Annotated in this window: 15 protein-coding genes; 13 read left to right on the top strand and 2 right to left on the bottom strand. The window is 64.9% G+C overall.

The features are described 5' to 3' along the window. Positions 1-142: 142 nt before the first annotated feature. The 8 genes from EI171_RS33120 to EI171_RS33085 all read left to right on the top strand — a co-directional run bounded on the left by EI171_RS33120 (position 143) and on the right by EI171_RS33085 (position 11,008). Positions 143-970, top strand: a complete 828-nt coding sequence (locus EI171_RS33120; protein WP_028172344.1) for a metal-dependent phosphohydrolase — start codon at positions 143-145, stop codon at positions 968-970. A gap of 113 nt (positions 971-1,083) precedes the next feature. Beyond that, positions 1,084-1,980, top strand: coding sequence for an alpha/beta fold hydrolase (locus EI171_RS33115; protein ID WP_028172343.1), 897 nt, complete (start codon positions 1,084-1,086; stop codon positions 1,978-1,980). Between the two features lie 78 nt (positions 1,981-2,058). After that, positions 2,059-3,576, top strand: a complete 1,518-nt coding sequence (locus tag EI171_RS33110; RefSeq protein ID WP_161535813.1) for an FAD-dependent oxidoreductase — start codon at positions 2,059-2,061, stop codon at positions 3,574-3,576. 185 nt (positions 3,577-3,761) lie between these two features. Continuing rightward, a complete protein-coding gene (locus EI171_RS33105) occupies positions 3,762-6,395 on the top strand; it encodes an ATP-binding protein (RefSeq protein WP_161535812.1) in 2,634 nt (877 codons plus the stop codon). A gap of 3 nt (positions 6,396-6,398) precedes the next feature. After that, entirely contained in the window at positions 6,399-7,514 is a 1,116-nt protein-coding gene (locus EI171_RS33100; protein ID WP_060911131.1) for a response regulator, read from the top strand. A 129-nt stretch (positions 7,515-7,643) separates the two neighbouring features. After that, a complete protein-coding gene (locus EI171_RS33095) occupies positions 7,644-8,225 on the top strand; it encodes an HdeD family acid-resistance protein (protein ID WP_028172340.1) in 582 nt (193 codons plus the stop codon). A 119-nt stretch (positions 8,226-8,344) separates the two neighbouring features. Beyond that, complete coding sequence (locus tag EI171_RS33090) at positions 8,345-9,556, top strand: ABC transporter substrate-binding protein (protein WP_161535811.1); 1,212 nt, start codon at positions 8,345-8,347, stop codon at positions 9,554-9,556. Positions 9,557-9,790: 234 nt separating this feature from the next. Next, positions 9,791-11,008: an acyl-CoA dehydrogenase family protein gene (locus tag EI171_RS33085; protein ID WP_161535810.1), complete on the top strand. Its 1,218-nt coding sequence runs from the start codon at positions 9,791-9,793 to the stop codon at positions 11,006-11,008. Between the two features lie 83 nt (positions 11,009-11,091). Here EI171_RS33085 and EI171_RS33080 read toward each other — a convergent pair whose 3' ends face one another. Further along, positions 11,092-12,042, bottom strand: coding sequence for an MBL fold metallo-hydrolase (locus EI171_RS33080; RefSeq protein WP_246740648.1), 951 nt, complete (start codon positions 12,040-12,042; stop codon positions 11,092-11,094). Between the two features lie 626 nt (positions 12,043-12,668). Here EI171_RS33080 and EI171_RS33075 point away from each other — a divergent pair. Beyond that, positions 12,669-13,160 carry a septal ring lytic transglycosylase RlpA family protein gene (locus EI171_RS33075; protein ID WP_202633039.1) on the top strand — a complete coding sequence of 164 codons (492 nt, stop codon included), beginning with the start codon at positions 12,669-12,671 and terminating at the stop codon, positions 13,158-13,160. A gap of 314 nt (positions 13,161-13,474) precedes the next feature. Here the strand turns inward: EI171_RS33075 and EI171_RS33070 are convergent, their stop codons facing one another. After that, positions 13,475-15,205 (bottom strand): methyl-accepting chemotaxis protein, encoded by a 1,731-nt coding sequence (locus EI171_RS33070; protein WP_161535808.1) that lies wholly within the window; start codon positions 15,203-15,205, stop codon positions 13,475-13,477. Between the two features lie 212 nt (positions 15,206-15,417). Here EI171_RS33070 and EI171_RS33065 point away from each other — a divergent pair, with 212 nt between their 5' ends. The 4 genes from EI171_RS33065 to EI171_RS33050 all read left to right on the top strand — a co-directional run bounded on the left by EI171_RS33065 (position 15,418) and on the right by EI171_RS33050 (position 21,903). Then, positions 15,418-16,800: an ethanolamine ammonia-lyase subunit EutB gene (locus EI171_RS33065; RefSeq protein ID WP_161535807.1), complete on the top strand. Its 1,383-nt coding sequence runs from the start codon at positions 15,418-15,420 to the stop codon at positions 16,798-16,800. Between the two features lie 152 nt (positions 16,801-16,952). Further along, complete coding sequence (locus EI171_RS33060; RefSeq protein WP_028172333.1) at positions 16,953-18,539, top strand: B12-binding domain-containing radical SAM protein; 1,587 nt, start codon at positions 16,953-16,955, stop codon at positions 18,537-18,539. Between the two features lie 6 nt (positions 18,540-18,545). Then, a complete protein-coding gene (gene eutC / locus EI171_RS33055) occupies positions 18,546-19,331 on the top strand; it encodes an ethanolamine ammonia-lyase subunit EutC (protein WP_161535806.1) in 786 nt (261 codons plus the stop codon). Positions 19,332-19,536: 205 nt separating this feature from the next. Next, complete coding sequence (locus EI171_RS33050) at positions 19,537-21,903, top strand: RND family transporter (protein WP_011085781.1); 2,367 nt, start codon at positions 19,537-19,539, stop codon at positions 21,901-21,903. The last annotated feature ends 2 nt before the right edge of the window (positions 21,904-21,905 follow it).

Below are 21,905 nucleotides of genomic sequence, written 5' to 3'. Positions count from 1 at the left end.
GCGCAACGCAACATATTTCCGTATTTTTGTTCCGGGATTTGGTCACCCGGCAAAAGATGGGCTATGCTGGCCTTTGCGTCGAGGACATGAATGAGACGTGGGGAGTTGGCGTGGAACACCACCGACAAGCGGGGCTGCATCCATGATCACGTTACCGAGGCTGGCGGCCGAATCCCTGGAGAAGTTGCTCGGTACGTTCATGCGTCGCCGGTACGACGAGACTTCTGCAAGTATCGTCGAGAGCGCGACCCGCACTGCGATGGAATGCATCGGCAATAGCGATGCGCTCTATCACAATATCGAGCATACGATGCTGGTGACGCTGGCCGGCCATTCCATCCTCAGTGGCCGAAGTCTCCATACGCATCTGTCGGCCGCGGATTACGTCCATATCCTGATCGCCTGCCTTGCCCACGACATCGGCTATGTGCGCGGCCTGTTCGAGGAGGATGACGTCGACGGCTTCGTGATCGATGCGGCCGACACCAAGATTTGTTTGCCGCGCGGGGCATCGGATGCCAGCTTGATGATGTATCACGTCGATCGGTCGAAGCTTTACGTGACGCGGCGGCTGCGACATATTCCCGGACTCGATCCGGAACGCATTGCCCGCGCCATCGAGGGCACGCGGTTTCCGGCCCGGGAAGGCCAGGACTATGACGACGAGGCCTCGATCCTGCGCGCCGCCGACTTCATCGGCCAGCTCGGCGATCCCAACTATTTGCGCAAGGCCAACGCGCTCTATTACGAGTTCGAGGAGGTCGGCATGAACCGACAACTCGGCTACGACTCGCCCGCCGACATCGTGAACCGCTATCCACAGTTCTATTGGAACAGCGTCGCACCGCATATCCAGACCGAGATCGGCTACCTCAACAAGACCGAGATCGGCCGGCAGTGGATCGCCAACCTCTACAGCAACGTGTTCCGCGCCGAACGCGACATCTCGCTGTCGGGCCCGCAGAAATAGCCCTGTTGTAGCCTGGATGGAGCGCAGCGACATCCGGGATTCGCGGATGCAGGTGTCCCCGGATTGCGCTGCGCTCCATCCGGGCTACGAAGTCCCAAATCCGTAAGCAAATCATGCAACAAAAAACCATCACTACGGATGTCCTCGACATCGCCTATCTCGAATACGGCACGCCTGACGGCTGGCCCTGCATCATGGGCCACGGCTTCCCCTACGACGTGAATGCCTATGCCGAGACTGCGCCGATCATCGCGCAGGCCGGCGCGCGGGTGCTGGTGCCCTGGCTGCGCGGCTACGGGCCGACGCGGTTTCGTTTCCCGGAAACGCTGCGCTCCGGTGAGCAGGCGGCGCTGGGCGCCGATCTGCTGGCCTTCATGGACGCGCTTCGCATCGAACGCGCGGTCGTCGGCGGCTATGACTGGGGCGGCCGCGCGGCCTGCGTGGTTGCGGCGCTGCACCCCGCGCGCGTTGTCGGGCTCGTCTCCGGCAATTCCTACAACATCCAGGACATCGCCCGCGCCATGGAGCCCGCGGCACCGGCGCATGAGGCGGCGCTCTGGTATCAATATCTCTTCCACAACGAGCGCGGCCGCCGCGCGCTGGAGCGCAACCGGCGCGGCTTCGCCCGCCAGCTCTGGTCGATGTGGTCGCCGACATGGGCCTTCGACGATGCGACGTTCGAGCGGAGCGCAACCTCGTTCGACAATCCCGATTTCGTCGAGGTCGTGATCCACTCCTACCGCCACCGTTACGCGCTGGTCGCGGGCGATCCCGCCTATGCCGGGATCGAGGAAAAGCTTGCGGCACAGCCGCCGATCCGCGTCCCGACGATCGCAATCGACGGCGACAGCGACGGCGTCAATACCGGCACCGCCCATCACGCGCGCAAGTTCGAGGGCTTTTTCGAGCGGCGCGTGTTCGCAGGCGCCGGTCATAACCTGCCGCAGGAGCGGCCGGCCGAATGGGCGCAGGCCGTGGCCGACGTGCGCAAGGCGGTTGCCGGGTCCTGATTTTAGCGATCGCGGGAACTTTTCGCCGGTCCCGCCGTCCAATCCTGAGCTGCGCGTTGAGTTGCGAGGGAGATGACCATGAGCGAGGAAAGCAAGCCCAGCGGACCGGATCTGACCGAAGGCGTGGCGCTCACCGCGTTCAGGGACGGCAAGCTGCTCGGCCATGTCGGCGCGGAAGATGTGCTGCTGGTCCAGGCGGGCGGCGAGGTCTTCGCGATCGAACCCGCCTGCAGCCATTATCACGGCCCGCTCGCCGAAGGCCTGGTGGTGGACGACACCATCCGCTGTCCCTGGCATCACGCCTGTTTCTCCTTGCGATCGGGCGAGGCGACGCGCCCGCCGGCCTTGAGCGCGCTGGCCGTATGGGAGGTGACGCGGGACCAGGACAGGATCATCGTTCAGCGCAAGCGTGAGGCACCGAAGCCGACCGCCCGCAGCGCGCCGGCGCCCGAGAAATTCGTCATCGTCGGCGGCGGCGCGGCCGGCTTCGCGGCGGCCGAGATGCTCCGGCGCGAGGGCTTTGCCGGCGCCATCACCATGCTCAGCGATGACGGCGCCATGCCGGTCGACCGGCCGAACCTCTCCAAGGACTATCTTGCCGGCAACGCACCGGAGGATTGGCTGCCGCTGCGGGGCGAGGACTATTATCGGGATGCGGGCATCGATCTCCGGCTGAACACGAATGTCTCCGCGATCGATGCGAAGACACGCAGCGTCACGCTGGGCAATGGCGACAGACTGCCGTTCGACCGGCTGCTGCTCGCGACCGGCGCCGAGCCGGTCAAATTGCAGATTCCGGGCGCCGACCAGCCCCATGTCCACACCTTGCGCTCCGTCGCCGACAGCCGGGCCATCATCAAGGCCGCCGGCAGCGCCACGCGCGTGCTGGTGATCGGCGCCAGCTTCATTGGCCTCGAAGTCGCGGCCTCGTTACGGGCACGCAAGCTGGAGGTCCATGTGGTCGCTCCGGAGGAGCGGCCGATGCAGCGCGTGCTCGGACCGGAGATGGGCGATTTCGTTCGCGCGCTCCATGAAGAGAATGGCGTCAACTTCCACCTCGGGGACACTGTGGAGAGGCTCGACGGTACGCGCGCGACGCTGAAGAGCGGCGGCGTCATCGAGGCCGACCTCGTCGTGGTCGGCATCGGCGTCAAGCCGCGCCTTGCGCTGGCCGAGAAGGCGGGGCTTGCGGCGGATCGCGGTGTCAGCGTGAGCGAATATCTCGAAACCAGCATCGCCGGCATCTTTGCGGCTGGCGACATCGCGCGCTGGCCCGATCCGCATTCGCGGCAAACCATCCGCGTCGAGCACTGGGTGGTGGCGGAGCGGCAGGGCCAGACCGCGGCGCGCAACATGCTGGGCCGGCGCGAACGCTTCGATGCCGTGCCGTTCTTCTGGAGCCAGCACTACGATGTGCCGATCAACTATGTCGGCCACGCCGAGAGTTTTGACGACATCGCGATCGACGGCAGCATTGCCGGCAGGGACTGTCTGCTGAAGTACCGCAAGGCCGGCCGCGTGCTTGCGGTCGCCTCGATTTACCGCGATCTCGACAGCCTCAAGGCCGAGCTCGACATGGAGCGGCGGGGCCTGTGAGCCGCCGCCGTCGCTCCGGCGGTGCCCCCGGCGCGCCAATTCACCTGCCGGATCGTCGCAGGCGAGCAGTCGCGGCTCTGCCGCTTCCCTCGCGGCTGCTGCACGTATAGATTGCATACGTTGCAAAAAAGGCGGAAACATCGCTGACGTTCGATTCGAGCCGTCCCTTTCTCAAAGATAGCGATATGGACAGCGGGGCCAGCACTGCAAATCGATCGCTCAGTGTCGCGGGCGTCCTGATCGCCTTTGGCATTGGCAGCGTGTTTCTGCTCGGCGCCGGACGACAGAACTATCCGGAACTCCACACCATTCTCGACACCAGCATCACCCTCATCACGGGGCTGCTGGCATTGCTGCTCTGGGATATGGGCGCGCGCATCGAACAGCCGCTGTCCAAGCGGCTCGCGATCGCCTTCGGCGCGACCTTCGTCCTGGAGTTCCTCCACGTCCTGGTGATCGTGGAATGGTCGGGGTCGCTGGCGTTCGTCATGCAGCTGCGGGAATTTCTCCGGCCGGCGACATGGCCGCCGGCGGCCCACATCCTCGCGATCGGAATTCTCGCCGCGATCTGGTCGGCGCGGCGGGATCGGGTCGGGATGCCGGCCTTTGCACTGTTCATGGCCGTCGTCGCCGTGCTGCTGATTGCGATCTTCCAGCGCCTTCCGCCATATCGCCCGCCGGGCCTGCTCGATATCACGCGTCCGGTGTTGATCGTGGCGCCGCTGTTGTGGGCGATCACCTGCGTTCTGTGCTGGCGGCTGCGAGCGACGGACCGCATCTTCGGGCCGCTGGCCCTGATGGGCGCGGTCGTTCTGCTCGGCCACGTCGCGATGCTCTACTCGCAGGCACCGCACGACACCGAGGCGATGGTCGCTCACCTCGGCAAGGTCGCCGGGCGCCTCGTCCTGCTGCTCTCGATGATGCGGATGGCCTCGTCGGACATGCTGGAGCGGATGCGGGCGGAAGCCCAGCTCGCGCGCTTGAACGAGGAGCTGGAAGTGCGTGTCGAGGAGCGGACCGCACAGCTTGCAGCGTCCAATCTTGCGCTGGAATCCGAAGTTCTCGTGCGCAGGCACGCGGAGCAGAAGGCCCAGGCGCAACTCGCCCGATTGAGCCTGCTGCACCAGATCACTCGCGCGATCGGCGAGCGGCAGGATCTCAACAGCATTTTCCAGGTGGTGGTTCGCAGTCTCGAAGACCAGTTGCCGGTGGATTTCGGCTGCCTGTGCTTTCACGACGCGGTCGATCACGTGCTGACGGTGGAATGCGTCGGGATCAAGAGCGGTGCGCTGGCCATGGAGCTGGCGATGCCCGAACGGTCGCGGATCGACATCGACGAGAACGGCCTTTCGCGTTGCGTGATGGGTCAGCTCGTCTATGAGCCTGACATCACGCGGTCGTCCTTTCCGTTCCCGGCCCGGCTCGCGCGGGGCGGGCTGCGGGCGATGGTGCTGGCCCCGCTCCAGGTGGAGAGCCGGGTGTTCGGCGTCCTCGTCGCGGCGCGGAAGGAACGGGACAGCTTCAGCAGCGGCGAATGCGAGTTCCTGCGGCAGTTGAGCGAGCACGTCGCGCTCGCCGCCCATCAGGCGCAGCTCCATGGCGCCCTGCAACAGGCCTACGAGGATCTGCGGCAGACCCAGCAGGCCGTGATGCAGCAGGAGCGGCTGCGCGCCCTTGGGCAGATGGCGAGCGGCATTGCCCATGACATCAACAATGCGCTCTCGCCGGTGTCGCTCTACACCCAATCGCTGCTGGAACGGGAGCCGGGCCTGAGTGCGCGCACGCGCGATTATCTGGAGACGATCCAGCGGGCGGTCGAGGACGTGGCCCATACCGTGGCGCGCATGCGCGAGTTCTACCGGCAGCGAGAGCCGCAATTGACGCTGATGCCGGTTCATCTCAACCAGCTGGTGCAGCAGGTCGTCGACCTCACGCGGGCGCGGTGGAGCGACATGCCGCAGCTTCGCGGAACCGTGATCGCGCTGCGCACCGAGCTCGCGGAGCAATTGCCCGCGATCTCTGGCATCGAGAGCGAAATCCGCGAAGCGTTGATCAATCTCATCTTCAATGCCGTCGATGCGGTGCCCGGCGGCGGCACGCTAATGCTGCGCACCAAGCTTGCCGGCGGCGCGGACGGGCACGGCCAGGTGCGGGTCGAGGTCGGTGACGACGGGCTGGGCATGGACGAGGAGACCCGCCGGCGCTGCCTCGAACCGTTCTTCACGACCAAGGGGGAGCGCGGAACCGGATTGGGCCTCGCGATGGTCTACGGCGTCCTGCGGCGGCACAACGGCGAGATCGAGATCGACAGCGCCGTCGGTCGCGGCACCATTGTGTCGTTGAATTTTCCGGTCCCGCAGGCGGCGCCGGCCACGCCGTCGCAGGACCGGCTCGATTCCGCGAGGCTCTCCCGGCTGCGGCTGCTGCTGGTCGACGACGATCCGCTCCTGCTGAAATCATTGTGCAATACGCTGGAGGCGGAGGGGCACGTCGTGACGACGGCCAATGACGGCGTCGCGGGCATCGCCGCGTTCCGCGCCGCCTCCGCGCGCGGCGAGACCTTCGCCGCCGTGATCACCGATCTCGGCATGCCTGATGTCGACGGCCGCAAGGTGGCGAGCGCGATCAAGGCCGCGTCGCCCGCCACGCCCGTGATCATGCTGACCGGATGGGGCAAGCGCCTGATGTCCGAGGATGACATGCCGGCCCATGTCGACTGCCTCCTGAGCAAGCCGCCGAAGCTTCGCGAATTGAGGGAAACGCTGGCGCAATGCTGCGAGCCCGGCCGCGCACAGGGTGCGATAGAGGTGAGCGAATAGGAAATGCCGACCGCAAAGTCAAAGGCCCGCATCCTGGTGGTTGACGACGAGGCTGCGCAGATGCGGGCGCTGTGCGACACGTTGCCAGTCGAGGATTACGATGCGGTCGGCTTCACCGACGCCAGATCCGCGCTGGCGGAGCTGCAGCGCACGAAATGCGACCTCCTGCTCGCCGACCTGATGATGCCGGGCATGGACGGCATCGAGCTGCTGCGGGCCGCGCGGGAGATCGATCCGCATCTGGTCGGCATCATCATGACCGGCGACGGCACCATCGCGACGGCGGTCGAGGCCATGAAGGCGGGGGCGCTCGACTACATTCTCAAGCCGTTCAAGCTCAGCGTCGTCATTCCCGTGCTGGAGCGCGCGCTCGCGGTGCGGCGCCTGCACCTGGAGAATGCGGAGCTGGCGCTGCGGGTCCGCGAGCGGACCCTCGAGCTCGAAGCCGCCAACCGGGAGCTCGAGGCATTCGCCTATTCCGTCGCGCACGATCTGCGCGGTCCGCTCTCGGTCATCGTCGGCTATGCGGAGACGCTGATCGAGGATCATTCCGCGCAATGGCCGGACCAGCCGCGGCAGCTGGCCGGCGCCATCCTGGCAAGCGGCGAGCACATGCAGCGCCTGATCGACGGACTGTTGCGCCTGTCGCGGTTCGGCCGCCAGCCGCTGTCGAAGGGGCCGGTCGATACCAGAGCACTCGTCGGCGAGGTCGTCGACGAACTGCGCCGGCAGCATGCCGGCCGTGGGGTCTTCGTCCATGTCGGCGAAATTCCCGGATGCGTCGGCGATCAGGCACTGCTGCGGCAGGTGCTCGTCAATCTTCTTTCCAATGCGTTCAAGTTCACCCGCACCCGGGAGAAGCCGCTGGTCACGGTGATCGGCTGGACCGAAGGGCGCGAAACGGTCTATTGCGTGCGCGACAACGGCGCCGGCTTCGACATGCAGCAGGCCGACAAGCTGTTCGCGGCGTTTCAGCGATTTCACGATTCCGATGAGTACGAGGGCACGGGGATCGGCCTTTCGATCGCATCGCGCATCGTGCAACGCCATGGCGGACGCATCTGGGCCAGCGCCGAGGTGGGCAAGGGGGCGGCGTTCTATTTCAGCATTCCGGACTGAAGCGCCGCATTCGATCTTGATTTGCGTCAATGTTGCTGCCGGTGAAGGCTGCTCTGCTGGCTGTTGCCCGGGTGCGGTGCGTGCTAGTCTGGCGTGTGCCCGCGGGCTTCGCATGCAGGAGTGGCCGCCATGACAAGTGCTTCGGATACGTCTCACCATCCCAGTCTCGGCTCGGGCATCACCGCGCTGCATGCCAAATGGGGATGGATCGTCGCGCTCGGTGTCGTTTATCTCGTCGCCGGCTTCGTAGCGCTCGGCAGCATGGTCATGGCGACGGTGGCGAGCGTGATCGTGGTCGGTGCGATGATGATCGTGGCCGGGGTCACCGAAATCATCGGGGCGTTCCAGATGAAGAGCTGGGGCAAGTTCTTGATCTGGGCCCTGCTCGGCGTGCTCTACGTCGTCGCGGGCTTCCTGACCTTCGAGAATCCGCTGTTCGCCGCCGTCCTGCTGACGCTGTTCCTCGGCGCCTCGCTGCTCGCTTCCGGCGCGGTCAGGTTGTTTCTCGCCTTCAGCATGAAGCGCGAAAGCCCGTGGGTGTGGGTGGCGCTCTCGGCCGTGATTACGCTGCTGCTCGGATTGTTGATCCTGGCGCGCTGGCCGGTCAACAGCGTCTACATCCTCGGCCTGTTCCTCGGCATCGACCTGATCATGGCGGGCGCGGGCTGGGTCAGCCTGGGCTTCAGCCTGCGGCGGCGCCACACTAGCTAACCAGCAACTCGACGCAAGACCGTGTTGCGGAACTCCGGTGATCTGACGCGCTGACAAAAAGCAGCGCGTCGCGCGTTCGCCTGATGGCGTCGCGCGGCGATAATCATCGGGGAGAAACCATGAAAGCCGCTTTGGCCCTGGCCGCAGCATTGGCTGTCGCCTGCCTGTCCACGCCCGCTTCCGCACAGAAATCCTACGGTCCCGGCGTCAGCGACACCGAGATCAAGATCGGCAACACCATGCCCTATAGCGGGCCGGCTTCGCCGCTCAGCATCACCGGCAAGGTCATCGCGGCCTATTTCGACGAGGTCAACGAGAAGGGCGGCGTCAACGGCCGCAAGCTCAATCTGATCTCGCTCGACGACGCGTTCTCGCCGCCCAAGACCATGGAGGCGGCGCGCCGGCTGGTCGAGAGCGACGGCGTCGCCTTCATCTTCGCCACCATGGGCACGGCGCCGAGCTCGGCGATCGCGAAATATCTCAACAGCAACAAGGTGCCGCAGCTCTTCTTGATCAGCTCCGCCTCGAAGTGGAACGATCCCGTCAACATGCCGTGGTCGATGGCGCTGCCCTGGGCGCCGAACTACACCAGCGAGGCCGCGATCGACGTCGCCTATGCCCGCGCCAAGAATCCGAATGCGCGGTTCGCCGTGCTCTATCAGAACGACGACGCCGGCAAGGAATATCTGCGCGGCGTCAAGGAAGCGCTCGGCGCTGACGCCGACAAGGCGATCGCGATGGCCTCGAGCTTCGAGGTCGCCGATCCCACCGTCGATTCCCAGGTGCTGACGCTCGCCAACACCAAGGCCGATGTCTTCCTGATCTATTCGGTGACGCCGCGCGCCTGCGCGCAGGCGGTCCGGAAGGCGCACGAGGTCGGCTGGCAGCCGCAGCGCTTCATCGCCAGCGGCTGCGCCAACAAGGCCACCGTGATGGTGCCGGCCGGCCTCGATGCCGGCAAGGGCGTGCTGTCGCTCGGCTCGCTCAAGCCGTTCGTCGAGGCGCCGAAGGACGATCCGGCGATGACGGCCTATATCGACTTCATGAAGAAGCGCCTGCCCAATGCCGACATCAACAATGTCGCCGGTCTCTACGGCTACACCGTCGCCGAGGCCCTAGTGGTCCTGCTGAGGCAGTGCAAGGACAATCTGACGCGCGAGAACATCATGGCGCAGGCGGCCAACTTAAAGAGCGTGCCGCTGTCGCTGCTGATGCCCGGCATCACGCTCAACACCACGCCGCAGGATTTCCGCCCCATCAAGGACGGCTATATGCTCCAGTTCGACGGCAACGACTGGGTCGTGGCGAGCGAGCTGTTGCGCGGGACGTGAGGCGCGGAGAAGCGAGCGGGAGACAGAGACGGTGCACCCTCTCCCCTCTCCGCGAGTTCGGAATCGTAGGGTGGGCAAAGGCGCACTTGCGCCGTGCCCACCACCGATCCAACACTGCAACAGAAGCGGTGGGCACGCTTCGCTTCGCCCACCCTACGATACTTCGCGCCACCTTCTCCCACAAGGGGAGAAGGGAAGAGGCATCTGCTTTGGCGGCACGAACAGGAGACCCCAATGGACTTTCAACACTCCGCCCGTTCGCTGGAGCTCCAGGAGCGCGTCCGCCGGTTCATGCGGACGCATGTCGAGCCGGTCGAGGAGCTCTATTACGAGCAGGTGAAGCCGGAAGCCACGCGTTACAAGACGCCGCAAATTCTCCAGGACCTGAAGCGGCTGGCGCGCGAGCAGGGGCTCTGGAACCTGTTTCTGTCAGGCGAGCACGGACCCGGATTGACCAACCTCGAATACGCGCCCGTAAAGGAGATCATGGGCCGCATCCTCTGGGCGCCCGAGGTCTTCAACTGCTCGGCGCCCGATGTCGGCAACATGGAGGTGCTGGCGAACTACGGCACGCTGGCGCAGCAGGAGCGCTGGCTGACGCCGCTGCTGGAGGGGCGCATCCGCTCCGGCTTCTCGATGACGGAGCCGCAGGTCGCCTCCAGCGACGCCACCAACATCCAGTGCGAGATCAAGCGCGACGGCGACAGCTACGTCATCAACGGCCGCAAATGGTTCACGTCGGGCGCGATGAACGAGGATTGCGAGATCCTGATCGTGATGGGCAAGACCGCGCCCGATCATCCCGACCGCCATCGTCAGCAATCCATGATCCTGGTGCCGAAGGCGACGCCGGGCGTGCGCATCGTCCGCGACATGCTGACCTACGGCTATGACGACGCCCCGGTCGGCCATCCCGAGATCGTCTACGAGAACGTCCGCGTGCCCGCGGAGAACATCCTGCTCGGCGAGGGCCGCGGCTTCGAGATCGCGCAAGGGAGGCTCGGCCCCGGCCGCATCCATCACTGCATGCGGCTGATCGGCTGCGCCCAGCGTGCGCTGGAATTGATGTGCCAGCGCTCCGTGTCGCGCACAGCCTTCGGCAAGCCGCTCGCCGAGCAGGGCTCGGTGCGCGAGGACATCGCCAACTCCTTCTGCGAGATCGCGCAGGCGCGGCTCTTGACGCTGCAGGCCGCCGACAAGATGGATCGCGAGGGCAACAAGGCGGCGCGCGACCTGATCGCCGCGGCCAAGATCGTGGTGCCCAGCATGGCCGCCCGCGTCATCGACCGCGCCATCCAGATCCACGGCGCCGCCGGCGTCTCGCAGGACACCTTCCTCGCCCGCGCCTATGTCTACGCCCGCTTCATCCGCATCGGCGACGGGCCTGACCAGGTGCATCTGGCCGCGGTCGGCAAGGAGCTGATCAGGCGGGGCGGGGTGGGCGTGGCGTGACGACCCGGGCGCCGTGAACTAACCCAGTCGCTCCCCGATTTCGACTTGATCGGCCGATGGCAGCGCCGCTCTTCCGCGGGAAATCAGTCTTCGCGACTGGCAAGCTTGCGATAGACCGCGAAATCGTCGAGCGCCGGCGCCTCGCCACGCCGGACATTGGAATTGATGTCGGGCCCGATAACCAGCGATGTGCCGAGACCGGCATAGATGTATCGCGCGCCGAATGCCTTCTTCAGCGCCGCAAATGTCGGTTCACCCGTGCAGTGACCGGGGGCAATGTTCTCGACCCGGAACTTGTCCTTGAGGGCGATCACGATCTTCTCGATGGCCTCGTCGGTGGCAACCACAAGGTGGAAGCCGCCGGCAACGAGATGAATCTTCGGATTGATGACTGTTGCGGCCTCTACGATGCGTTCGATTCCGGGATGCGAACAGCCGACCACGAGAACCACACCATCCGGCGTGTTCACGGCAAGAGAAAGTTCCTTGAGTTCCTTCGTCCCGGGAAGATCGGAGATCAGAGCGATCAGGGTGATGCCCGGCATGATCTCCGTCGTCTGATCGATCAATTGGAAGTTGGCAGTGGGCCAGGCGGTGCCGAACTCCATGATTTTCGGCGGTTTGCCGCCGTAGTATCGCATCTCCTCGGGCAGGGAATCGTCCTTGCGATAGAACGTCGAGGGGAGCGATGAACCGTAGATGCCAAATCCTTCCTTGGGTGCGTAAATCGTGATCTTCGGGTTCACACTCAGGACGTAGCTCAATCCAGCCATGTGATCGGCGTGACGATGGGAGAGAACGACGAAATCGAGCGTGGTAAGATCAACCCCCTTCGCCTTGACATTCTTCTCGAAGATCTCGGCGTTATCTCCAGTGTCAAAGAGAATGCGCTTTCCTGCGACTTCCACCAGCGCAGAGAAACCCCAGTCCTTTGTCATTGCTGGATCGGCGCCGAACGCGTCATACAAGATCGTAATCCTGCCGTTCGGCTCAGCTGCGATGGTGGCCGGAGAGATCGCCGTCGTGGCGCACATCGAAAGGGCGGCGATGAAAATCCATCTTGCGAATTTCATGGTCGTGCCTCCTCTTCGGTTGGGATGGGCCGAAACAGTACTCCTGTAGCTTGGCTGCGGCGCATTGCGTGCGCGGGGCCTCCGCCTGACGACGGTTTCGGCCTAATGCGTTATCTTCGGATGCTATCGACCAACCAGCAACACGATATTTGCACGCTAAAGACTTAACCCTTTCGGCGGCTCCAAAGCTGGGAGCGCGTCAATATCTCCAGGTCGTCGCGATCTCGTTGTTTGTATGCGCGCGGTCGTTTGCCTGCGCGCATCTTCTTGATTTTGGAGCTGCACGATCCCTTCACGGGACTCCTCGGGATTGCAAGCTCGATACTGCGCACTTTTACCGCCGTAATCACACGGTCGCGCTATTTAGCGGTGGCTCTCGTCGGTCATTCTGCTGACGCAATCCCTGTCTTAGACGGCGAGAATTAAAACACTCCGTGGGACCGCTCTGGTTCCCACAACGGTTCCGTAGCCAGGGGTTGGCTCGAATCCGCAAAAGATTGGCGCAAGTTCCTGAACGCTTCAGCGTTCGCTTGTCCATGTCTTGCGGCATCCGGAACCGGACGATCCAGAAAATCAAAGGAGATATAATGGTGTTCCGCTCGAGCGCCGCAATTTGCGGCGCCGTGGTTGCGCTTGGCGTTTCTGCTACCGTTGCTCGAAGTGAAACGGGTGGAGCTCACTCAAGCGCTATCGTCAATGCCGCCTCTGGGGATGCGATCGTTGGCGCAGCATCCATGTACAATCCGTTCAAGCCCGGCAAGGAGGAGGGCGGCCCAAGCACAGCCTCGGGCGAGCGTTACGATCCCTCGCTGTGGACGGCTGCCATCAAGACGAGTTTGCGTCAGAAATTTGGTGGGGTCCAATTTGGCGCTCGGCCGAAATATGCTCTCGTCGAGGCCGCAGGCAAGAAGGTCATCGTCAAGATAAACGACGTGGGGCCGCTCAGGCCTGGCCGCATCATTGATCTCAATGAGCGGACGATGCGCCATTTCGATCCGAGCCTGGAGCTCGGGGTCATTCCCGACGTAACAGTGAGGCCGCTTTCCGGCGACGATTGGATCCCCGGACCGGTTGGCTGAACGTCATACCCGAAAGAGGCACAGCACGGCCGTTCGGGACGGTGGAGACGTCTCGATGGACTTCTCGCGGGGATCGTAGACGAAGAGATCGACCCTCAGGGCGGAAGGGTATGGTTCGGCGAACTGCACCGCCGACATGGTGACATCATGCCGGTGTTTTGCCCGACGAGTCAAATCGACTTCGTAAAATCCGCAAGGTGTCGCGCCGCCGGCCAGGTTATTGAAAAAACTGTCCCCGGCTACTGTGCATGGGGTTGTTTTCGCGTTTTTGTCTGGAGCGTGCCCACCGCCGGCTTCACGCCGGCAAAGGCGCGCTATCCCGCCCTGGCGGCGCGGGCATCCGACCGCAGGTTCTGGAAGAACTTCTCCACCTCGCGCGACAGCGTCTCCGCGGTCGCGGTCAGGCTGCTCGCCGCGGTCAGCACGGAGGATGCCGCCGTATCGGTCTCGCCGATGGCGTCGCGCAGCGAGGTGATGTTGGCGACCAGCGTCTCGTTGCCCTGGGCGGCGCTTTGCGCGTTGGAGGAGATCTCGCGCGTGGCCTGGTCCTGCTGGCCGACGGCGCCGGCAATCGCCGAGGTGACCTCGTTGATCTCGCGCACCGCGCCGCCGATCTCGCGCACGGCATCGACCGCGTTGCGGGTGGAGGCCTGGATCATGGAGACGTTCTCACCGATCTCGGCGGTCGCCTTGGCGGTCTGGCCTGCGAGCGCTTTCACTTCGTGCGCGACAACGGCAAAGCCGCGGCCGGCATCGCCGGCGCGGGCGGCCTCGATGGTGGCGTTGAGCGCGAGCAGATTGGTCTGCTCTGCGATCGCCTGGATCAGGTTGAGCACGCCGTCGATGCGCTGGGTGGCGGCGGCGAGGCTCTCGATCTCCGAGATCGATTTCTCGGTGCGCTGGCCGGTCTGCTCGACCGCGCCGGCGCTCTGCCGGACCTGCCGGCCGATCTCTTCGACGGAGGCCGACAGCTCCTCGGCCGCGCCTGCGACCGCCGTGACGTTGTGCGAGGCCTGCTGGCTGGCGTTTGCGGCCATGCCGGCCCGGTTGCTTGCATCCGCGGTGACGCGCGTGATGGTCTGCGCGGTCTCGCGCATGACCGAGGCGTTGTCGCCGAGGCCGCGCATGATCGCGCCGATCGCGTCGCGAAACTCCTCGACGGATTGTTCGATATGGCGGGCGCGCTGCTCGCGCGCGGCGGAATCCTGCGAGACCTGCGAGGCGAGGTTGCGGTTGCGCCCCATCGCGTCCTGGAAGATCTGGATCGCGCGGGCCAGCCCGCCGATCTCGTCGGCGCGGTTGCCGTACGGCACCACGACGTTCTCGGCGCCATCGGCGACCTGCTTGATGGTGGCGGTGATCGAGGCGAGCGGCCGGGCGATCGAGCGGGCGATGATGACGATGCCGATCACGACGAGCGCCAGCGCCACGCCGGCAAGGCTGGTCAGGACGAAGGACAGGGTGCGGTTGGTCTCGGTCTGCCGGGCGATCTGTTTGCCGCGCTCGGCATAGACCTTGGACAGTGCCTCGAGATCCTTGTTCAGCGCCGAGCGCACGGCGCGGTTGGCGTCGTTGTCGCCCCATTCGCGGCCCGCGGCCGCATTGATTTCGACGCCGCGGCGGACCAGCTCCTTGCGAAACTCGACGAACTGCTCGATGCGCTTCCTGAAGGTGGCGAACTGCTCGGCATCGTCGTCCCTGACGATGGTTTCCCAGCGCTTCACGACGTCGAGGATCTGCGCGTTGAACTTGAGCAGGCCCTCGCCGTATTTCTTCACGACGGCAGGCTCCGTCGACATGTAGACGCCGCGCGATTCCATCACCACCGCATAGACCAGCGAGTTGACGCGCTCGACGTTCAGCGCGGCCGCGTTCGCCGTCTCGATCGCGCTGATCAGGTCGGCGCTGCGGCGGCTGTTGTAGTCGGACAGCATCGCAATCGCCGCCGTGAGCAGTGCGAACAGCGCGAAGATCGCATAGAGCTTGGTGGCAAGCGTGAAGCGGCCGGCCAGGCCGGCGGCATTCCCAGATTGGTCGATGGTCATGGTTTTCAGGGGCCCGAATGGCCTGAGGCGGCCGGTGAGCGCGGTCGTGTAAAAATCTATGCAAAACTATGCAGAACGAAGATGGACGCGGCGTTAACGCGCCTTCGTCCTTGGTCGAAAGAAAGGTAAGTTATTTCAGCGTCTTGATCCGAAGGTATAGTTTCAGGATAGTCCTGGAGTCGGCCTTTGGCCGACGAACCCCGGAGGGGACCTTGGTCTACCGCCATACCATCGACGCCACGACCTATGCCTTCCCGGATCTGCGCGACCTGCTCGCCAAGGCGACGCCGCCGCGCTCCGGCGACCGGCTGGCCGGAATTGCCGCTGCCAGCGCCGAGCAGATGATCGCGGCGCGGATGGCGCTCGCGGATGTTCCGCTCGGACAGTTCTTGCAGGAAGCGCTCATCCCCTACGAGACCGACGAGGTCACCCGCCTCGTCATCGACAGCCATGACGCAAGGGCCTTTGCGCCGGTGGCCTCGCTCACGGTCGGCGCCTTCCGCGACTGGCTGCTGTCGGACGCGGCGACGCCCGAGATCCTGCGCAAGCTCGCCCCCGGTATCACGCCGGAAATGGCGGCCGCGGTCTCGAAACTGATGCGCAACCAGGATTTGATCCTGGCGGCGCGGAAATGCGAGGTGACCACCGCCTTCCGCAATACCATCGGGCTGAAGGGGCGGATGAGCACGCGGCTCCAGCCCAACCATCCGTTCGACGACGCGAGGGGCATCACCGCCTCGATCCTCGACGGCATCCTGCTGGGGGCCGGCGATGCCTGCATCGGCATCAATCCCGCCAGCGACGACCCGACCGTCATCGCCCAATTGCTGCGCCTGCTCGACGAGATCATCGCGCGGCTGAAGATTCCGACGCAAGGCTGCGTGCTCACCCATGTCACGACGACGCTGTCGCTGATCGGGCAGGGCGTGCCGGTCGACCTCGTCTTCCAGTCGGTCGCCGGCACCGAGGCCGCCAACCGTAGCTTTGGCGTCGATCTCGCCTTGCTCCGGGAGGCGCAGGAGGCCGGGCTGTCGCAGCGGCGCGGCACGGTCGGGCAGAACGTGATGTATTTCGAGACCGGCCAGGGCTCGGCGCTGTCCGCCAATGCCCATCAGGGCGTCGACCAGCAGACCTGCGAGGCGCGCGCCTATGCGGTCGCACGCGCCTATGCCCCGCTGCTGGTCAACAGCGTGGTCGGCTTCATCGGCCCGGAATATCTCTACGACGGCAAGGAAATCATCCGGGCGGGGCTGGAGGACCATTTCTGCGGCAAGCTGCTCGGCCTGCCGCTCGGGGTCGACATCTGCTACACCAACCACGCCGAGGCGGACCAGGACGACATGGACAACCTGCTGACGCTGCTCGCCGCCGCCGGCGTCACCTTCATCATGGGCGTCCCCGGCGCCGACGACGTCATGCTGAATTACCAGTCGACGTCTTTTCACGACGCGCTCTATGTCCGCGACGTCTTCGGTTTGCGCCGCGCGCCGGAATTCGACGACTGGCTGGCGCAGTCGGGCATCGTGGGCGCCGATTTCCGCCTTGCCGGCGATGCAGGCCTGCTGCCCGATTTTGCCTCCCGGCTGATCGCCTGAGGTGAGGGAGGCGCCAGCTCGCCCCCGGAAACCATTGGCCGCTCTCGGAATTAAGCTCACGCCACAATATTGAGAAATTCCGGCGACAGCATTACGCTATGTGTCTGGCTGGCAATTTCCGCAACCAGGTCGAGCGTGGCGGGGGAGCTTTGATGCGAGCTGAAAGCAACGGTACGTCGCGGCGGATTCTTTGCGTGTTTCCGCGTTACACGTCGTCGTTCGGTACGTTCGAGCATTCCTATCCGCTGACCGACGGCGTCCGCGCCTTCATGCCGCCGCAGGGGCTTTTGCTGCTCGCGGCCTATCTGCCCGAGGACTGGCAGGTCAAGTTCGTCGACGAGAACCTGCGCCGCACCACGAAAGAGGAGTTCGGCTGGGCGGAAGTCGTCTTCGTCAGCGGCATGCACATCCAGCGCCAGCAGATGAACGACATCTGCCGCCGCGCCCATGAATTCGACCTCCCGGTTGCGCTCGGCGGGCCCTCCGTCAGCGCCTGCCCGGATTATTATCCGTCCTTCGACTATCTGCATGTCGGCGAGCTCGGCGACGCCACCAACCAGCTGATCGAGATTCTGTCGCGCGACATCTCGCGCCCCGAGACCCAGGTGGTGCTGACCACCAAGGACCGGGTGCCGATGACGGAGTTTCCGATCCCGGCCTACGAGCTTGCCGACGTGAAGAAATACTTCCTCGGCAGCATCCAGTATTCAAGCGGCTGTCCCTATCAGTGCGAGTTCTGCGACATCCCCGGCCTCTACGGCCGCAACCCGCGCATCAAGTCGCCGGAGCAGATCATCGCCGAGCTCGATCGCCTGCGCGAATGCGGCATGACCGACACGGTCTATTTCGTCGACGACAATTTCATCGGCAATCGCAAGGCGGCGATGGACCTGCTGCCGCATCTGATCGAATGGCAGAAGAAGACCGGCTACGTGGTGCGGCTCGCCTGCGAGGCGACGCTCAACATCGCCAAGCGCCCCGAGATCCTGGAGAAGATGCGCGAGGCCTATTTCATCACCATCTTCTGCGGAATCGAGACGCCCGATCCCGATGCGCTGAAGGCGATGCACAAGGACCACAACATGATGGTCCCGATCCTGGAGGGCGTGCGCACCATCAACTCCTACGGCATGGAGGTGGTGTCCGGCATCATCATGGGGCTCGACACCGACAAGCCGAACACTTCGGAGGCGCTGCTCGCCTTTGTCGAGGAGTCCCGGATTCCGCTGCTCACGATCAACCTGCTCCAGGCGCTGCCGAAGACGCCGCTGTGGGACCGTCTGGAGCGGGAAGGGCGCCTGATCGAGGACGACGGCCGCGATTCCAACGTCGACTTCCTGTTGCCCTATGACGACGTCGTCGCATCCTGGAAGCACGCCATGGGCGTCGCCTACGAGCCCGAGAAGGTGTTCGCGCGCTTCCAGTATCAATGCGACCACGTTTATCCTCATCGTCTCAAGATGCCGGTGGCGGACGAGATGAAGACCTGGCCCAACATCAGGCGCGGTCTCGTCATGCTGCGCAACATCTTCTGGAAGGTCGGCGTGCTCGGCGACTACAGGCGCGTGTTCTGGAAGTTCGCGTTGGGTCGCATCAAGCGCGGCGACCTCGAAGGCCTGATCGGCTGCACCCTGATCGCGCACCATCTCATCACCTTTGCCCGCGCGGCCTCCAGCGGCAAGCAGAACGCCTCGAACTATTCGATCCGGCTGCGCGAGGCTTCCGTTCCCGCCGAATGACGCAACATGTCTGATCCGGCCGTCCCGCGCCGCCCGACTCTCGATCTGCGGTCGTTCACGCCTGCGCGCGTTGCGCTCGGCCGCAGCGGCGCAAGCGTGCCGACACGCGCGCTGCTCGACTTCACGCTGGACCACGCCCGGGCCCGCGATGCCGTGCATGCAGTCTTCGACGTACCGCGGCTGCTCGCGGATCTCGGTGCGCTCGGCCTCGCCGTCACCGAGGCGAGGAGCCAGGCGGCCGACCGCAGGGACTATCTGCGGCGGCCGGATCTGGGGCGGCAGCTTGATGCCGGCTCAATCGAGGCTCTGGCGCGAATTGCCTCAAGGCCATGCCAGCTTGCGATCGTGATCGGCGACGGCCTGTCGGCGGCGGCGGTCCACGCCCATGCGGTGGCGCTGGTGACGCGCCTGCTGCCGCTGCTCGCAGCCGACGATGCTGTCGCGCTCGGCCATGTTGTCGTCGCCTCCGGCGCGCGCGTCGCGCTCGGCGACCAGATCGGCGCCATTCTCGGCGCGCGCATGGTCGTGACGCTGATCGGCGAGCGACCCGGCCTGTCCGCGCCCGACAGCCTCGGCGCCTATCTGACCTTCGCGCCGACGCCGGGCCGCACCGATGCCGAGCGCAATTGCGTGTCGAACATCCACCACGCTGGGTTGAGCAATGACGAGGCCGCCTTCAAGATCGCCTGGCTCCTCCGGGAGGGGCTGGCAAGGGAGGTCACCGGCGTCGCGCTGAAAGACGAGAGCGCGGACCGGGCGCCGCGTCGAATTGGCACGTCCTTGCCCGAATAACGGGCATTCCGGCAAAATCGCTACATCTTGATCGATTTGGCCACACTTCGCCTGCTTGCGAGGGAGGCTATGGACCTGCTAAACCCCTCGCGGCGATTTTCCGCGCATTTTCAAGGGGCAAGCCTCCCATTGGTATGGCGTTTTCAAGCCGTTCGCGGAGCGCAATAAGCTCACAGATCGAGCCGATTTAGGAACTGGATAAGGCATGCTCGAAAAGCACAGCGAGAGTGAGGTTCATGTCGACAAGGTCGAGCAGGGACCCGCGTCCTCCATCGCCTTCGGGTTGGAGCGCATCGGGCTGATCGCCGTCCGGGCGCCGATCGTCTCCTGCATCGTCCTGCTCGTCCTGATCGTGGGCGCCGTATTCGGCATCCACCGGATCAAGATCGACGATTCGCTGTCGCAGTTGTTCCGCTCCGACACCCGCGAATTCCACCAGTACGAAGAGGTGACGAAGAAGTTTCCGGCCGAGGAGTTCGACGTCCTCGTCGTGGTCGAAGGCAAGAACCTCCTGGCTCGGAACAACCTCGAGAAGCTGCGCGACTTCATCACCGACATGCAACTGGTCGAGGGCACGCGTGGCCTCGTCTCGCTGTTCTCGGCGCGTCAGGCGCCGGCGCCGGGCAAGCTGCCGGCGGCGCTGTTCCCGCCCGAGTTGCCCGAGGGCGCGGCCTATGACAAGTTCATCGAAACCGTCAAGAACAACGAGATCATCCGCGGCAAGCTGTTGTCGGAGGACGGCACGCTGGCCCTGATCGTGCTGTCGCTCGATCCGGAGGTGGTCGCCTCCAGCAAGCTGACCAAGACCGTCGCCGACATCCGCGCGCTGATGAAGGAGGATCTCGGCGACACCGGGCTCAACGTGCAGCTCTCCGGCGTGCCGGTGATGCAGCTCGAGATCCGCAACGCGGTCGAGCGCGACGGGCTGACCTACAACATCCTCGGCATTCTCGCCGGCTGCGTCATCGCCATCATCTTCTTCCGCAAGATCTCGTTCATGATCGCGGCGGCGTTCCCGCCGATGATCGCGATCCTGCTGGCGCTCGGCGCGCTGGGCTGGGCGAACTTCAATCTCAACATGTTCCTGAACGTGATGACGCCGCTCATCATGGTCATCAGCTTCTCGGACTCGATGCAGCTGACTTTCGCCGCGCGCGACAGGCTGATCGCGGGCCAGGACAAGTTCACCGCGTTCAAGAACGCCGTGCTCGTGGTGGGACCCGCCTGCGTGCTGACGCACGGCACCGCCGGTATTTCCTTCATCGCGCTCCAGTTCTCCAGCTCCGACCTGATCCGCAAGTTCGGCGAGGCGGGGCTCGCCGCCACCATCATCGCGCTGGTCGCGGTGCTGTCGCTGGTGCCGGTGTTCGGCGTGCTGTTCGTGCGCAACGAGAAGGTCTTCGCGGTCAAGTTCCAGGGGGCGGACGCCGGCGTCCAGGCGCTACGCAATTTCTGCTACTGGATCGCGGTGCGCATGGTCGGCCGGCCAGGCCTGTTCAGCCTGATCGCGGTGCTGTTCGTCGGCGGCCTCGGCGTCATCTACGCCAATCTGGAGCCCCGCTACCGGCTTGCCGACCAGGTGCCGGACAAGCGCCAGGCGGTCGCCGCCAGCGACCGGCTCGACGCCAAGCTCACCGGCGCCAACCCGGTCAACGTGCTGGTCCAGTTCCCCAAGGGTGAATCGCTCTATTCGCCGGAGACGCTGCAGACGATCGCCGACGTGCATGCGACCGTGGAGAAGGCGGCCGGTGTCGGCAACGTCTGGTCGGTCGAGACCCTGCGCCGCTGGCTCGCGGAAAAGGCCGGCAGCGCCGACGTTGCGACGCTGAAGGAATATATCGGCGTCATTCCCGAGCATCTGGTGCGGCGGTTCATCGACGCCGAGCAGGATGCGGTCGTGGTCGCAGGCCGCGTGCCGGACAAGGATTCCAGCCAACTCCTGCCGATCGTGGACAAGCTCGATTCCGAGCTCGACGCCGTCCGCAAGAAGCATCCCGGCTACGAGGTCGCGGTGACGGGCCTTGCCGCCATCGCGGCGCGCAATTCCGCCAGCATGATCGAGAAGCTGAACCGCGGGCTCACCGTCGAATTCGCACTGGTCGCGATCTTCATCGGCCTCGCCTTCCGCTCCTGGGTGGTGATGTTCGCCTGCATCCTGCCGGGCATCTTCCCTGTCGTGATGTCGGGGACGGTGCTGTGGGCGATGGGCGAGGGGCTGCAATTCGCCAGCGTCGTCGCGCTCACAGTCTCGTTCGGCCTGGGATTGAGCGCCACCATCCACTTCCTCAATCGCTTGAGGCTGGAGAGCAAGCCGGGCGTCGGCTCGGCGCTCGCGGTGGAGCGGGCGACCGTGCTGGTCGGACCGGCCTTGATCCTGACCACGGTGGTGCTGGCCTGCGGCCTCGTCGTCACCGTGTTCTCCGACCTGCCGTCGCTGCGGCTGTTCGGCTGGCTCAGCGCCTTCTCGATGGTCATGGCCCTCGTCGCCGACCTCTTCATCCTGCGGCCGACGGCGATGTGGCTGATCAACCTGCACGCCAAGCTTCAGGGCGCGGACAAGCGCGCGATCTAAGC

Source organism: Bradyrhizobium sp. LCT2, assembly GCF_009931255.1.
GTDB lineage: Bacteria > Pseudomonadota > Alphaproteobacteria > Rhizobiales > Xanthobacteraceae > Bradyrhizobium > Bradyrhizobium diazoefficiens.
Note: the sequence above shows the minus strand (reverse complement) of the source record. Positions and strands in the feature narration are given on the sequence as shown.